This is a genomic window from Devosia sp. A449, assembly GCF_054489375.1.
Genome location: NZ_JBTMWU010000002.1, coordinates 218,872 through 233,740, shown reverse-complemented (window position 1 = coordinate 233,740; position 14,869 = coordinate 218,872). Strand labels below are relative to the sequence as shown.

The 14,869-nt window shown below is 63.9% G+C and carries 9 protein-coding genes; 1 reads left to right on the top strand and 8 read right to left on the bottom strand.

Annotated features, from left to right (window positions below):
• The 5 genes from cysG to ACX3OW_RS06840 all read right to left on the bottom strand — a co-directional run bounded on the left by cysG (position 1) and on the right by ACX3OW_RS06840 (position 5,322).
• The gene (gene cysG / locus ACX3OW_RS06860; protein WP_459095014.1) at positions 1 to 1,395 is read right to left on the bottom strand and encodes a siroheme synthase CysG; all 1,395 of its coding nucleotides are present in this window, start codon (positions 1,393 to 1,395) and stop codon (positions 1 to 3) included.
• Positions 1,396 to 1,630: 235 nt separating this feature from the next.
• Positions 1,631 to 1,951, bottom strand: coding sequence for a 2Fe-2S iron-sulfur cluster-binding protein (locus ACX3OW_RS06855; RefSeq protein WP_459095013.1), 321 nt, complete (start codon positions 1,949 to 1,951; stop codon positions 1,631 to 1,633).
• An 81-nt stretch (positions 1,952 to 2,032) separates the two neighbouring features.
• Positions 2,033 to 3,211, bottom strand: a complete 1,179-nt coding sequence (locus ACX3OW_RS06850; RefSeq protein ID WP_459095012.1) for a class I SAM-dependent methyltransferase — start codon at positions 3,209 to 3,211, stop codon at positions 2,033 to 2,035.
• On the bottom strand, positions 3,208 to 4,809 hold the full coding sequence (locus ACX3OW_RS06845) for a peptide chain release factor 3 (protein WP_459095011.1): 1,602 nt from the start codon (positions 4,807 to 4,809) through the stop codon (positions 3,208 to 3,210). Before ACX3OW_RS06845 ends, ACX3OW_RS06850 begins: the two co-directional genes overlap by 4 nt.
• A gap of 120 nt (positions 4,810 to 4,929) precedes the next feature.
• The gene (locus ACX3OW_RS06840; protein WP_459095010.1) at positions 4,930 to 5,322 is read right to left on the bottom strand and encodes an Hpt domain-containing protein; all 393 of its coding nucleotides are present in this window, start codon (positions 5,320 to 5,322) and stop codon (positions 4,930 to 4,932) included.
• A 361-nt stretch (positions 5,323 to 5,683) separates the two neighbouring features.
• On the opposite strand from ACX3OW_RS06840, the gene ACX3OW_RS06835 reads away from it, so the two are divergent.
• Positions 5,684 to 11,149 (top strand): apolipoprotein A1/A4/E domain-containing protein, encoded by a 5,466-nt coding sequence (locus tag ACX3OW_RS06835; protein WP_459095009.1) that lies wholly within the window; start codon positions 5,684 to 5,686, stop codon positions 11,147 to 11,149.
• Between the two features lie 93 nt (positions 11,150 to 11,242).
• Here ACX3OW_RS06835 and ACX3OW_RS06830 read toward each other — a convergent pair whose 3' ends face one another.
• The 3 genes from ACX3OW_RS06830 to ACX3OW_RS06820 all read right to left on the bottom strand — a co-directional run bounded on the left by ACX3OW_RS06830 (position 11,243) and on the right by ACX3OW_RS06820 (position 14,771).
• Entirely contained in the window at positions 11,243 to 12,445 is a 1,203-nt protein-coding gene (locus ACX3OW_RS06830; protein ID WP_459095008.1) for an MFS transporter, read from the bottom strand.
• Positions 12,446 to 12,540: 95 nt separating this feature from the next.
• Positions 12,541 to 13,722: an MFS transporter gene (locus ACX3OW_RS06825; RefSeq protein ID WP_459095007.1), complete on the bottom strand. Its 1,182-nt coding sequence runs from the start codon at positions 13,720 to 13,722 to the stop codon at positions 12,541 to 12,543.
• Between the two features lie 251 nt (positions 13,723 to 13,973).
• A complete protein-coding gene (locus ACX3OW_RS06820; RefSeq protein ID WP_459095006.1) occupies positions 13,974 to 14,771 on the bottom strand; it encodes a UDP-2,3-diacylglucosamine diphosphatase in 798 nt (265 codons plus the stop codon).
• Between the last annotated feature and the right edge of the window lie 98 nt (positions 14,772 to 14,869).

The following is a 14,869-nucleotide window of genomic DNA, read 5'->3' as shown; positions in this document are numbered from 1 at the left end:
TCACGCGGCCTCGGATTTACTGGGAAGGGCAAAGGGGGTGGCAGCGGCCCAATCGCCTGCCGCCACGGCTTCACCGACAAAGATGATCGCCGGGCCGTCACTGAAGGCCAACTCGCCCGAGGCGAGGCTGGCCAGCGTGCCGGCATAGGTGGATTTGTCGGCCCGGCCGGCATTGACCACGACGCCCACCGGCAGGCTCGCCGCCGCACCATTGGCAATCAGACGTGCCGCGACGTCGTTGGCGATGGACTTGCCCATATAGAGCGCCAGCGTCAGCCCCGAGCGGGCTAGCGCCGCCCAATGGGTGAGGTCGCTATCGTCGGCGCCATGCGCCGTGGCCATGACAAAGCCGCTCGATACTTTGCGCAGCGTCACCGGGGTTGCCGTATCGGCAGCGGCGGCCAATGCGGCACTGATGCCGGGGACGATCTGGAAGGCGATATTGGCCTGGCGCAAGGCGGCGATTTCTTCGCCGGCCCGGCCAAAGATCATCGGATCGCCCGATTTGAGCCGCGCCACGCGCTTGCCCTGCAAGGCCAGCCGCACCAGCAGATTGTTGATCTGCGCCTGCGAAAAACTGTGATGGCCCTTGGCCTTGCCGACATCGATACGCTCGGCATCGCGGCGGCCCATATCGACCACCACGCCGGGCACCAGCTGATCATGCACGATCACATCGGCCTCCTGCAGCAGCCGCTGGGCGCGCAGGGTGAGCAAATCTTCCGAGCCGGGACCGGCCCCGATCAGCCAGACCATGCCGGCGCTATTGCCTTGCGCATGGCTGGCCAGCAGCGCTTCGCCGGCAGCCTGCCCCTGCCCCGCAAGCTCGGCAACTTCAATCGCCGGCGAGGTGACCAGCGCCTCATAGAAGCGTCGGCGGGCGGCGTTGTCGTCAATCAGGCGTTCGGCGGAATGCCGTAACCGCCCGGCCAGACTCGCAATTTTACCGAGGCGCGGCGACAGCATGGCCTCGATGCGCGCCCGCACCAGCCGCGCCAGCACCGGCGCATCGCCCTCGGTGGAGATGGCCACGGTCAGCGGCGCGCGGTCGACAATGGAGGGGGTATAGAAATCGCATTCACCCGGCACATCGACCACATTGAGGGGAATGTTTCTGGCCCGCGCAGTGGCTTTGGCCAGTTCGGCATCCGGCCCGGTGGCGGCGACAAAGACCAGCGCCACGCCATCGAGATCGGACGGCACGAAACCGCGCTCGACCAACTCGATATCAAACCCGCTGAAATCGGCTTCAAACTGAGGGGAGATAATCACGACCTGCGCGGTCGTCTTAATTACCAGGCGGGCTTTGTTGAGGGCTTCGTCGTTACCGCCGATGATGGCGATGCGCTGACCCTGTACCTTGTAGCTCAACGGAAATGTGTTGAGGTGACCCATTGGAACCCTTGCCTGACTAGGCAGGAAAATAATCCAAACCGGTCACTTGCAGCAAGGTGTTGAAATTCAATAGCTTTTTTATTTCCCTTCCGCGGTCGCGCGTGGAACGCCACTGATGGGAATGGGCAAACGCCGCTAAATGAATCTGTGGCGGGGAGCGCCCAAGCAAATTTTGCTTCGCTCGAAGGGGCGCTGCGCGCGATCCATCCGCCCCCAGGTGGCGTGGTTGGTGGGCCTAGCCCTGACGGCTCGGCACGTGGACGACAAGCCCTTCGAGCTCGTCCTTGACCTTGATCTGGCAGCTCAGCCGGCTACTCGTTTTCACGTCGAAGGCGAAATCGAGCATGTCTTCTTCCATCATCGAGGGGCCGCCGACCGTTTCGGTCCAGGCGTCATCGACATAGACATGGCAGGTGGCGCAGGTGCAGGCGCCGCCGCATTCGGCGACGATGCCGGGCACGCCATTCATAATAGCGGTCTCCATCACCGTGGCGCCGTTTTCACCCTCGGTTTCGATGCGTTCGCCGTCCGCTTGGACGAATGTAATCTTGGTCATGGGTCTCGGGCTTGCTGTTCGTAACCGATATAGGGGATGGGGCAGCGGTTTGGAACCACCGTGCGACAACACGCACCGCGTTCACAACCCCAGCAGCCCCTCCAGATAATGCCGCTCAATGCCGAACATCGCCTTGGTCTCGGCGATCTGCTTGAGCACCGCGTCACGGTCACGGCCGAAGCGGCCATCCTTTTCGGCGACGATCAGATTGTTCTTGGGCGTATGCGCGTCGGAGACGAACTCGAAAATCTTGGTGCGATAGCCGCTCAGCTCGAGCAGCAGCGCCCGCAGCGTATCGGTGACCATCTCGGCCTGCCGCTCCATGAAGATGCCGTGGCGCAACAGCACCGCAAGCTTGTCTTCGGGCTTGCCCGCTTCCATCTGGCGGCGGATCTGCTTGTGGCAGCAGGGCGCCACCGCGATCAAAGCCGCACCGGCGGCAATGCCCTTGAAGATGGCGTCGTCGGTGGCCGTGTCACACGCATGCAGCGCGATGACGGCGTCGGCGCCGCTGGCGTCAGAATCAAGAATGGAGCCAGAGACGAAGCTCAGCCCGCTAAAACCGGAGGCAGCGGCGGTGGCGTTGCCATCTTCCACCAGCTTCTCGCGCAGCTCGACGCCAATGATCTCGGCGGAGCGGTTGGCGACATTGGCCAGATAGTCATACAGCGCGAAATCGAGATAGCCCTTGCCGGCGCCCATATCGATAATGCGCGGATTCTCTGCTTTAAGCACCTGAATCAGTGGCGCGAAGATTTCGACCATCTTGTTGATTTGACGGAACTTGTCCTGCGCATCATTGCGCACCGCGCCATCCTTGCCGGTGATGCCCAGCGCATGCAGATACGGCTTGTCGGTGACGGTCAGCGGGCGGTTCTTGGCACGATCATGCCCGGTGGCAGGCGCTTCGCGGCCGCTCACTTGAGTGCGCTTGAGGCGAATCTTGTCGCCATTGCGCTCAAAGCTCAGATCGAACTCGGTGGTCGCCAGCTGGGCGCTGCGGAATTCTTGCCTGAGCCCGCTGCGCAGCAAAGCCAGCGCTTCGGGCTGGATGAAATTCTTGATGATGTCGCGTGTCTTGTAGCGATAGGTGAAGGAGAATTTGTCGCCCCCCTTCACACTGATCTTCTTGATCTCGACCGACTTCAGCTCCGGCTCGTCGCCGTGATAGCCGCCCAGCTTCATCCGGATCAGCGACCCATCCATGAAGGCGGCCTTGACCGCATTCAACAGCTCTTCGACGCGATCGGGGGCGCTCAATGTCGTTCCTTGGTGGTGAGGAAGCGGATTTTCGGGAAATCCTGCTTAGCGCGGTCGGCCCACCAGGCGTTCTGCGCCAGAAATACCGGCGCGCCGGTGCGGTCCTCGGCGATGTTCATTTTCTGCGCGGTGATGAAGCGGTTGAGTTCGGCCGGCTCGTCACTTTCGATCCAGCGGGCCACCTCATAATTGAGGCTCTCGAAGGTGATCGGCACGCCATATTCCTTGCCGACGCGCGAGCTGAGCACTTCGAGCTGCAGTTGACCCACCACGCCGACGATCCAGTCGGCGCCAACCATGCGGCGGAACACCTGGGTCACGCCCTCCTCGGAGAGGTCGGACAGCGCCTTGGCCATCTGCTTGGTCTTCATGTGATCAGTCAGACGGACGCGGCGGATGATTTCCGGCGCGAAATTGGGAATGCCCGTCACATTGATCGTCGCGCCTTCGGTCAGCGTATCGCCAACCGACAGCGTGCCGTGATTGGGAATGCCGACAATATCGCCGGCGACCGCGGAATCGGCCAGTTCGCGATCATGCCCGAAAAAGAACATCGGGTTGGAGACGGCCATATCCTTGCCCGAACGCACATTCTTGAGCCGCATGCCACGGACAAACGTCCCCGAGCACAGCCGCACAAAGGCGATGCGGTCGCGGTGGTTGGCGTCCATATTCGCCTGCACCTTGAACACGAAGCCGGTGACCTTCTTGTCCGATGGATCGATCGGCGCCGGAATCGCCGGTTGCGGGCGCGGCTCGGGGCCCCACTCGCCCAGCGTGCGCAGCAGCTCAGCCACGGAAATGCCCTTGAGCGCCGAACCGAACAGCACCGGGCTGAGATGGCCGGCATGAAAAGTCTTGAGATCGAACACCGGCAGCATGGCGCGCGCCATCTCCAGCGTCTCCAGCGCAATCATGAATATCGGATCGTCGACCAGCGCTTCATTGTCGAGCAGGTCTTCCAGCGCGTCATATTCGGCGATGATCTTGCCCTGCGGGCTGAGCACGCGCTTTTCCAGCAGGTCGAGATAACCCCGGAAATCGACGCCCTGCCCGATCGGCCACAGCACCGGCGTCAGATCGAGCGCCAGCTTGCTCTGGATTTCATCGATCAGGTCGAGCGGGCTCAGGCCCTCGCGGTCGATCTTGTTGATGAAGGTGATGATCGGGATGTCGCGCAGACGGCAGACTTCAAACAGCTTGAGCGTCTGCGCCTCGATGCCCTTGGCCGAGTCGATGACCATGATGGCCGCGTCGACAGCGGTCAGCGTGCGATAGGTGTCCTCGGAAAAGTCCGAGTGGCCCGGCGTATCGAGCAGGTTCAGCGTCAGCCCGTCATAGTCGAAGGTCATCACCGACGAGGTGATGGAAATGCCGCGCTGCTGCTCCATCTCCATCCAGTCCGACCGCGTGGCGCGCACGCCCGATTTGCCGCGCACCAGCCCGGCCGACTGGATCGCACCAGCGGCCGCGAGCAACCGTTCGGTCAGCGTGGTCTTGCCCGCGTCCGGGTGCGAAATGATGGCAAAGGTACGGCGGGTGCGGAACGGCTCGGCGGTCGAGCGGGCTGCGACCTCGGCGGCAGTGGATGGGGTCATGGGAACTGCTGGACGGTTAGGCCGCAACACAGGCGGCGCGTCGATATTGCGCGCTGTATAAGGGAAGCCAGGAAACGGGTCAAATGTGGCGGGGTGTCCGCCCCATTTGATTCCCTCGCATCACTCGGGCGCGTCGGCCAGCTTGCGGGCGATAAAGGCGCGCACCTCTTCAATGGCGACCGCCATGTCGGCAATGTGTTCAGGAGCCAGGGGGCGGCCGGCCTGGATTTCGACTTCGGCGGCCTTGGCCAGATCGGCAATGGTCCAGGCGCCGACGCCGCTGGCCGCACCCTTGATCGAATGCAGGTTCAGCGCCAGATCGTCATAGCTGCTCGCCAGTTCGAGCCGGGTGAAATAGGTGCTGATCGTGGTGTCGAACAGCCGCAGGATTTCATATTCGAGATATTCATCGCCAAGGCATTGCTTGGCCAGATGAACCATGTCGATGGGGCGCATGGCCCGCGCATGGGGGGCCTGATCGAGATCATCGATCGCTGCGGATTGCTGCGCCATTCTTGGCTCCTGTACTCGTGCGGCGACGCGTCCGAAACAGCCGGACAATACCACGCCTCCAACGTAAATCGGCCGGGTGAACAGGTGATTAAGCCACATCTTCGCCTTTGTTTGCGGTTTGTGATGGCGCCGACCTTCCCCAAAAAATTAACCTTTGGGTAAGTTTGCGCTCGGTTTGCGTAAAATTGAATGTATTAATGGGCTTTGAACCAGCGCGCGGCGGCGACGGTTGGGGAATGATGCGGGGCATTTGCATCGAATTGTTTCCAAATGACCACCAGCCCGGAAACGGGTGGAGAGTCATGACAACTTCCATCGTCCGCCTGATCGCTGTGAAGCCGACGCGAGAGTTGTAAAGAGTATGGCGAAGAATCTGACCCCCAGTAACGATCCCGCCGCGCTGGCCTTCTCAGCCGTCGAAGATGCCCTCAAGGAGTCGGTGTTCAACCTCGACAGCACTCCCCCGCAGGCTACGGAAAAGAAGCCGTCAGATAGCGCCCGCTCCGAGCGTCTGCGCGCCGCCGACAAGATCGCCCAGCAGGCCGGCAGCGTCGCCAATGACGACCGCTTCCCCACCTCCAAGCTGCTCTACAATCTGCAGAATCGCTCCTCGGCCGCCCCGGCCTGGATTGCGCTGGTGCTGTCGATTGTCTGGCTAGCCGTCGCCGGCGCCGTCGCCTGGCTGCGCTATGGCCCGCAAATGGGCAATTTCGGCCAGTTCATGGGCACCATCGACTTCATTGCTCTGGTCGCCATCCTGTTCCTGCCCGTGCTCGGCTTTTTTGCCGTCGCCACCCTGTTCCGCCGCGCGCAGGATCTGCGCAACGCCGCCTCTTCCATCACCCAGGCCGCCATTCGCCTGGCCGAGCCCGAAGTCACCGCCGCCGACAAGGTCGCTTCCGTCGGCCAAGCCGTGCGCCGCGAAGTCAATGCACTGGGCGATGGGCTGGAACGCGCGTTGTCGCGTGCCGGCGAACTCGAAGTGATGATCCACAACGAAGTCACCGCGCTCGAACGCACCTATTCGGACAATGAATCGCGCATGCGTGCGCTGATCGCCGAACTGGCCAGCCAGCGCGAAAGCGTGCTCACCAATACCGAGCGCGTGCGCGAAGCCATCACCGAGAGCCATACCGGTCTGGTGTTTGACCTCGACATGATCAGCCAGCGCATTTCTGGCACCATCGTTGAAAGCGGGGGCAATCTGACCCGCGCGCTTGAAACCGCCGGCAACACGCTGACCAATTCCTTTGGCGAGCGCACCGAGAGCTTTGTTGCGCTGGTCGACAATCGCACCACCGACTTCATCTCCTCGCTCGATGACAGCGCCAGCCGCCTGGCCCTGACCTTCGAGGACCAGACGGGCGCCATGGCCCGCACGCTCGACGCGCGCGCCGCCGACCTCAATGCCGGCGTTGAAAGCCGCATCGCCTCGCTGACCGACGCGCTGGACAGCCATTCGCACTCGATTGCCGATGCCATCGATTCGCGCACCCAGCAGATCGAAGCCCGCACCGCCGCCCTCACCGGCTCGTTCGAAGACCGCACCGGCGCGATTGCCGGGCTGATCGAACAGCGCACCGGCGAACTCTCGGCTGCTCTTGATGAGCGCACTCAATCGCTGTCGACGCTGCTGACCGATGGCGGCGCCTCGCTGCTCGACCAGTTGCGCGAACGCGGCCACGAAGTCACCGGCGGGCTGGACATGATCGGCCAGCGCATTGCCGACGACATTACCGGCCGCTCGCGCGAAGCCGAGGTCCTGCTCAGCGCCCTCACCCGTCAGCTCGACGAATCCGTTTCCATCCAGCTCAACGCCATGGATAGCCGCCTGCAATCGGCGGTCATCGAAATCAACGGCGCGCTGGACGACACTTCGGAACGCGCCCGCATCACGCTGGCCACCGCCGGCCAGGATTCGCTGGGCCAGTTCGACGCCCGCCTCAATGAAATCGCCGCCATTCTGGATACCCGCCTGCATTCGCTGGACGGCGTCATCGGCGACAAGGGCGACAATCTCATTGCCCGCCTCGAAGCGCAGGGCACCAGCTTTGCCGCCCGCGCCAATGTGCTCGAAATGGCACTCAACGAGGAATCGGGTCGCTTCAACGATGTCGTGGCCGACCGCACCCGCGAGCTGAGCGAAGTGCTCGGCGCCCGCACCAAGGCCATTACCGAAAGCCTGACCAATCGCAGCCGCGAAATCTCGGATTCGCTGGAAGGCCATGCCGGCATCATCGCCGAAGCCCTAGACGGTCGCACCAAGGCGATTGACGACATTCTGGCCACCCGCACCAGCGAACTGACCGGTGCGCTCGACGCCCGTACTGGCGAACTCGCCAGCACGCTTGAAACCCGCGCACTCGAACTCGACGAAACCCTGGGCGGCCGCAGCCGCGACATGAGCGAAGCCATCCGCCTGCGCAGCCAGGAACTCGGCGAAACCCTGTCGAGCAGCACCAGCGCCTTCGATCAGGCGATTGCCGGCCGCACCCAGCGCCTCGCCGATACGCTGAGCCAAAAGACCACCACGCTGTCGCTCGAACTCGAGCAGCGCACCGGCGCCCTGGCCAGCCAGCTCGACGAACGCACCACTTCGCTGGTCACTCAGCTTGATGACCGTACCGGCACCATGGTCACCCAGCTCGATGAGCGCACCACCACCATGGTCAGCCAGCTCGACGAGCGTACTGCCACCCTGGCCGATCAGCTCGATGGCCGCACGGCCTCGCTGGTCACCCAGCTCGACGACCGCACCGGCACCATGGCCAGCCAGCTCGATGAGCGCACGGCCTCCATGGTCAGCCAGCTGGAAGAACGCACCACCCTGCTCGCGTCGAAAATCGGCGAGCGCACCAGCACGCTGACCGGCGAACTCGACAGCCGCTCGGCCGAACTGCGTGCAACCCTTGATGGCGGCACCCAGCATCTGGCCCAGACCGTCGGCACCCGTACCCAGCAATTGTCCGAAGCCCTCGGCAACCGCACCCAGGCGCTCAGCGACACGCTGGCGACCCACACCGCCTCGATCGGCGAAACCATCGGCCTACGCACCAGCGAACTGGCCGACACCATTGCCCAGCAGGGCGAGGAAGCCCGCGCCAAGATCGACGGCTCGCTACGCACCGCCACCGACACTATGGGCGAGCGCGTCACCACCATGTCGTCGCTGATCACCGACAAGGTGGCCGAGCTGAACAGCAATCTCGGCCAGGGCCTCGACAGCGCCATCGCCCGCATTTCCGATGCCGAAAACGGCGTCACCGCGCGCATCGATGCCGCCAGCAACACAGTTGGCGAAAGCGCCCGCCGCGCCGCCGACCTCATCGAGACCGGCGTCAACTCGGCCCGCAAGGCGATCACCGACATGGTGGATTCGCGTCTGGGCACCCTCCCCGAGGCGATCACCGCTCGCGCCGACATCACCGCCGAGCGCCTCGCCGCCCTCAATGCCTCGATCAACACCTCCATCACCCAGTCGATGGCCGATCTCGAAGCCGGCGCCGACCGCATCGAAGAAACCATCGCCACCCGCATCACCGCGGCGACGCAGAATATCGCGTCCGACATCACCAACACGGCCAACCACATGGACTCGGCCGTCCGCATCGCGCTGGAGCAGATCCGCGTGGCCGCGACCGATATCGACCAGCTGCTGACGGTCAAGGCCGTCGACGCCGTCGACACCATCGAGACCCGCCTGACCACCATCAATCGCTCGGTCGAGCAGCACACCAATGCCTTTGCCGCACTGGTCAGCGAAAAGTCCGATCAGTTGCAGGGCGCCCTCAACAGCCATGGCAATCTGCTGCGTGACGCCCTGGGCGAAAACGCCAAGGAAGCCGAGGCCATCATGGCCGTGTCGACCTCCCGCATCCTCACCGATGTCACGGCGGCACTGGGCAAGCTCAACGACTCCAATCTGCTGCTGCAGCGCGTGCTCGACGCCTCCACGGCCAATCTTGCGAACCTGGAAACCAGCGTCGCCCAGCAGACCTCGACCTATTCCAGCACCGTGCGCGAGGCCATCGGCCAGACCGAACAGGCCGGCACCATGGTCAGCCAGCATGTGGAGGCCCTGCAGGCCACCATTCGCGGCATGGTCGGCGAATTCTCCAGCGTGCTGGGCCGTCTCGATGGCGAAGCCGCCAACATGGCCCAGGCCACCAATGCCCTGGCCCTCACCAGCGACGATGCCCTGCAGACGCTGGAAGACCGCCGTGGTGCCATGGATGCGCTGGCACAGAGCTTTGCCTCGCGCGCCGACGATATCGATGGCCGCATGCGCATGTTCGCCCAGTCGATTGCCGATACCGTCAACGATACCGAACGCCGCCTGATTGGTGCCCGCCGCGCCATGGACGAGGCGCTCACCGCCACCACCGGCACGGTTGTGGAAACCCTGGAGCAGACCACCGGCACCATCACCGAAGCCATCCAGGCCTCGACCAATAGCGTCACCGACGCGCTCTACTCCACCAATGAGCGCTTCACCTCGACCCTGTCGAGCAATGCCAGCCAGGTCGATGGCGCCGTGCAGCGCGCCGCCGATGCCGCTGCCACCGCCCTCAACCAGACCGCCTCCACGGTGCGCCTGGCCCTCAGCGACCAGACCAACCAGGTCAACAGCGCCCTCGAGGACAATGCTCACCGCGTCAGCGATGTGCTGGCCGCAACCGCTAGCAATGTCACCGATGTGCTCAACGCCACCACCGGCACGCTGGCCGACACCATCAACGACAGCTCGGCCTCGGTGCGCAGCGCCGTCACCGCCAATATCGGCCAGCTCCGCTCCGCCATCGACCAGACCACCGGCACCTTCCGCCAGGCGCTGGACGAGACTTCGGGCGAGGTCAGCGACCGTCTCGGCGAATTCCGCGGTGCTGCCGATGCAGAAGGCCGCCGCGCCAATGCTGCCCTGCAGCAGGCCCAGCAGCACATGGTCGCCGAAATGCAGCGCGCCATCGAAGAAGCCACCCTGCGCTTCAACGACACCGCCCGCGCCATGCGCGAGACGGCCAAGGAAGTGGGCAGCGAGCTGGAAGCCACCCGCGCCGAACTGGCGCGCGGCGTCAACGAACTGCCCGAGGAAACCCGCGCCAGCGCCGCTGCCATGCGCCGCGTCGTGGCCGAGCAGATCGAAGCGCTGAGCGAACTCAATGCCATCGTGCGCAGCCAGCCGGCGACGCATGATCTCAATGATCGTCGCCCCTCGCCGCGCCCTGCCCCGCGTGCCGAAGCCCCGGCCTATCAGCCGCCGCGTCAGCCCGAGCCGGCCCCCGCACGCGAGGCCTATCGCCCCGAGCCGGCCCGCCAGACGCTGGCCGACCCGATCCGCACCATGGAGCGTCCGCCCGAGCCCGTGCAGCAGCCGGCCCCCCAGCCCGTCGCCGAAGCCGAAGCAGCGCCTGCCGAGGCCGGTGGATGGCTGCGTGACGTGCTGCGCAACGCCACGGCCAAGCAGCAGAGCAGCCAGCCCCAGCAGCCGCAGAACGGCTTGTCGGGCCTGACCGAAGAGATCGCTCGCTCGATCGACGACGCGGCGCTGGGCGATGCCTGGGCCCGCTATCAGGCTGGCGAGTCCAATGTGTTCTCGCGCCGCATCTACACCCTGGCTGGCCAGGGCACTTATGATGACGTGCGCAAGAAGCTGCAGCGCGAGCCCGACTTCGCCCGCACCGCACAGGCCTATATGAGCGAATTCGAACAGTTGCTGAAGCGCGCCGCCGCGGGCGCCCACCCCGCTGCCGAGACCCGCGAATATCTGCTCAGCGATCGCGGCAAGGTCTACACCACCCTTGCCCACGCCAGCGGCCGCCTGAGCTAAGCTCAGCCTCCAGATCAAAAAACGGCCCCGGGAAACCGGGGCCGTTTTTGTTTGGGGAGATGAAAGGAGACCGGGGCGGGAGCAACGCTCCCCTCACCCGGTCTGGATCGTGTCATCCTTGGGCTGCACCATGCGGAGGGAAAGCCAGATGCAGAGCGCGCCGACGATGGCGGCCAGGGCCGAGAAGAAATAGGCGTGGGCGCCGAACAGGCCGACCGCCCAGCCAAAACCCACCAGCGCCGCCACCGACGCCACCTGTTGCGCCACCGTGAACAGGCTCTGCGTTTCGGCGGCAATGTCCTCGCTGGTCCAGTTGGCAATGAAATGCACGCAGCCGAGATAGCCCAGCGCGAAACTGAGGCCATGGGTGAGCTGCAGCAGTATCAGCACCGCGACCGGCGGCGAAAACGCCATCGCACCCCAGCGCAGCACCGAGGCCAGCGCCGCAATGAGAATCATATGCCTCGCCGAGACGCGCCCGCCAAAGCGCCGCCACGCAAACATCATCGCCGCCTCGGAAGCCGAGCCCAACGCGATCAGCGGACCGATAATGCTTTCGGAAATGCCCTGCTCCTTCCACAGCAGCGAGCCGAAGGCATTCAGAATATGGTGCGTGCCATAGATGAGGGAAAACCCGACCAGCGGCAGGAAGAACCAGGGCTTGACGATGATCTCGGTCAGCTTGCCCGCCACCGGCCGCACCCCGGCAATCGTCGGTTGCCCCGGCGGCGCGCGAAACGCCGGCAATTGCAGCGACACGACGGCGCGCAGCAAAGCCAGGCCGACAAAGAGCGGCACGAAAATATCCGAGCCGTACCACACCACCAGAAACCCGGTCAGCGCGTTGAACAGCATATAGCCCACCGTGCCCCAGGCGCGGATGGTACCGAAATCGCTGCCATTGCGACGCGTCATTCGCATGGTGGCGGCGTCGAGCACCGGCCCCACGGCGCCGCCCGGCAGGCTGGCCAGGGTCCAGAACAACAGGATGCCCCAGAATTCATTGACGAAAAACAGCCCGATCGGGACGATGCCGGCAATCAGCGCGCCGATGATGATGACCTGCCGCCAGTCCTTGGCCCGGTCAGCGACCCGGCCGACGATCAGGTTGAGCGCCAGAATGGCGAAGACCGGCACGGCATTAATCAGGCCAATCTGCTCGGGCGAGATGCCCTTTTCGCTCAGCCAGATCGGCAGGAACATCACGGCCGCGCCCGGCCCCATGAAATAGGTGAAATAGAACGCCGTGGTGCGCAATTCGGGCGTCATACGGGCAGGCGCCGCAGGCAGCGACATGGCTAATACTCGGAAAATGAGCGCGCTCAGCAGCGCCGGTGACAAATCAGGAGCTGGTCAGACCCCGACCAGCCATATCGATTTCAGCAAGGCAGTCAATGTGCGTCCTTGGGCGGGCGGATGCGCAGCGAAACCAGCACGCAAACCACGCCCAGAACCGCCACCACGGCCGAAGCCAAGAAGGCCGCGCTGCCAAAATGCACCACCAGCCAGCCAAAAGCGGCGAGCGACAGCACCGAGGCGCCCTGCTGCAGCATATTGGCAAAGCCCTGCGCCTCGGCAGCATTGGATTCGTCGGTCCAGTTGGCGATGAAATGCACCACGCCGAAATAGCCGACGCCAAAGCTGATGGCATGCAGCATCTGCACGAAGAACAGCAGCACCACCGGCGGATTGAACGCCATCACCATGAAGCGCAACAGCGAGGCGATGCAGGCGGCCAGGATCATGTTGCGCGCCGTGATGCGACCGCCAAAACGCCGCCACGCGAACATCACGATGGCCTCGGCAAAGGCCGCCACCGCCAGCAGCGGGCCGATGAAATAGTCGGGCACCCCGTTCTGCACCCACAACAACCCGCCAAAGCCGCCGATCAGCGCATGGCTGGAGTTGATCAGCGCAAAAGCCAGCAGCGGCAGCACGAACCACAGTTTCAGCGAGTCGCGCAGCTTTGGCCCGGGACCGGCCTGGCCCAGCGTTTTCTGATGATCCGGCGCGCGAAAGCGCGGCAGCAGCAGGCCAATCACCGCGCGCAGCAGCGACATGGCGACGAACAGCGGCACGAAGGCCTCGGCCCCGAACACCGCCAGCAGCGTGCCGATGCCGCCGGCGCCCACCACATAGCCCACCGTGGCCCAGGCGCGGATGGTACCGAAATCGCTGCCATTGCGCCGCGTCATCCGCACCGTCGCCGCATCGATGATCGGCGGGATCAGGCCGTTGCTCATGGTGCACAGCGCCCAGACCAGAACGATGCCCCAGAATTCATTGACGAAGAACAGCCCGATCGGGACCGCCGCGCCGATCAGCGACAGGATGATGATGACATTGCGCCAGTCCTTGGCGCGATCGGCCAAGCGCCCCACCAGCATATTGACGGCCAGCAGGCACAGCATGGGAACGGCATTGACGATGCCGATCTGGTCGGCCGGCAGCCCGCGCTGGCTCAGCCAGATGCCAAGAAACACCGAACTGACTGCGCCGGGCAGATAGACGGTGAACTGGTATAGCGAAGCGCGCAGCTCGGGGCTGGCCGAACGCGTAAGTGCCGCAGGCATGGGGAATAAACTCCGGGCAAATCAGCGCCCAGAACCCTTCGTGCCCCGCATTGTCCGACATTACAAGAGGGAGCAGGTCACGGCCGGCGGCCAACCGCGAACCTCGCCCCACCCACGGCATCACCCCGGCCTTGAGCCGAGGCCCATCCTGAGATCGTGCCGGTGAATAGATCTCAGGCTAGATCCCGGCTCAAGGCCAGGATGACAGCGCGTTTGGATACTATGACCGACCGCCGAACCTAACGTCGCCCTCAGCCCACAGCCTTGCGCAGGCGGAATTTCTTGGGTTCGCCGACCACCATCTCGGTCCATTTCACCAGCTCGAACGCACCATCGAAATTCTCGACAATGGCGGTGCAGCTTTCGACCCAGTCGCCGGTATTGATGTAGTGAATGCCCAGCCGGTCATGCATGTCGGCAAAGTGGATATGGCCGCAGATGACGCCATCGACGCCGGTTTCCTTGGCCTCATGCACCAGCGCTTCCTCGAAGCGCCCGATCACCGAGACGGCGTTCTTGACCTTCTGCTTGGCCCAGGCGCTCAGCGACCAATATTGCAGGCCCAACCGGCGCCGCACCCAGTTGATGGCGATATTGATGCGCAGGGCAGCGTTGTAGGCCCAGTCGCCGACATGGGCGAGCCATTTGGCATGCATCACCACCACGTCGAACTGGTCGCCATGGATCACCAGGTAGGTCTTGCCCGAGGCCGAGGTGTGGATGGTGCGGTCGACAAATTCGACCTCGCCGAAATAGGTGCCGAGATATTCGCGCAGAAACTCGTCGTGATTGCCCGGCAGGTAGATGATGCGCGTACCGGCATTGGCCTTGTCGAGCAGGATCTGCACCAGCACATTATACTCGGTCGGCCAGCGCCAGGTTTTGGCCAGCCGCCAACCATCGAGGATGTCGCCGACCAGATAAATGGTCTCGGCGTCATGCGCACGCAGGAATTCGATGAGTTGTCCGACCCGGATTGGCTTCATGCCCAGGTGTACGTCCGAAATGAATATCGCCCGGACCTGTCGGACTTCGCGGTCATCCGCCATCAAGCAAAAACTCCTGCTTCAAGGAGGCGCACTTTATCCGCGCTTGGCCCGGGAGGGAACCGCTGATGACGAGAAGGTGGGGAAAGCCTGGGGACTGG

What these genes read in the sequence shown, in the direction of transcription:
- ACX3OW_RS06835 (WP_459095009.1), top strand. Translation starts at nt 5,684, where the DNA reads ATGGCGAAGAATCTGACCCCCAGTAACGATCCCGCCGCGCTGGCCTTC.
- ACX3OW_RS06820 (WP_459095006.1), bottom strand. Translation starts at nt 14,771, where the DNA reads ATGGCGGATGACCGCGAAGTCCGACAGGTCCGGGCGATATTCATTTCG.
- ACX3OW_RS06840 (WP_459095010.1), bottom strand. Translation starts at nt 5,322, where the DNA reads ATGGCGCAGCAATCCGCAGCGATCGATGATCTCGATCAGGCCCCCCAT.
- cysG (WP_459095014.1), bottom strand. Translation starts at nt 1,395, where the DNA reads ATGGGTCACCTCAACACATTTCCGTTGAGCTACAAGGTACAGGGTCAG.
- ACX3OW_RS06855 (WP_459095013.1), bottom strand. Translation starts at nt 1,951, where the DNA reads ATGACCAAGATTACATTCGTCCAAGCGGACGGCGAACGCATCGAAACC.
- ACX3OW_RS06830 (WP_459095008.1), bottom strand. Translation starts at nt 12,445, where the DNA reads ATGTCGCTGCCTGCGGCGCCTGCCCGTATGACGCCCGAATTGCGCACC.
- ACX3OW_RS06825 (WP_459095007.1), bottom strand. Translation starts at nt 13,722, where the DNA reads ATGCCTGCGGCACTTACGCGTTCGGCCAGCCCCGAGCTGCGCGCTTCG.
- ACX3OW_RS06845 (WP_459095011.1), bottom strand. Translation starts at nt 4,809, where the DNA reads ATGACCCCATCCACTGCCGCCGAGGTCGCAGCCCGCTCGACCGCCGAG.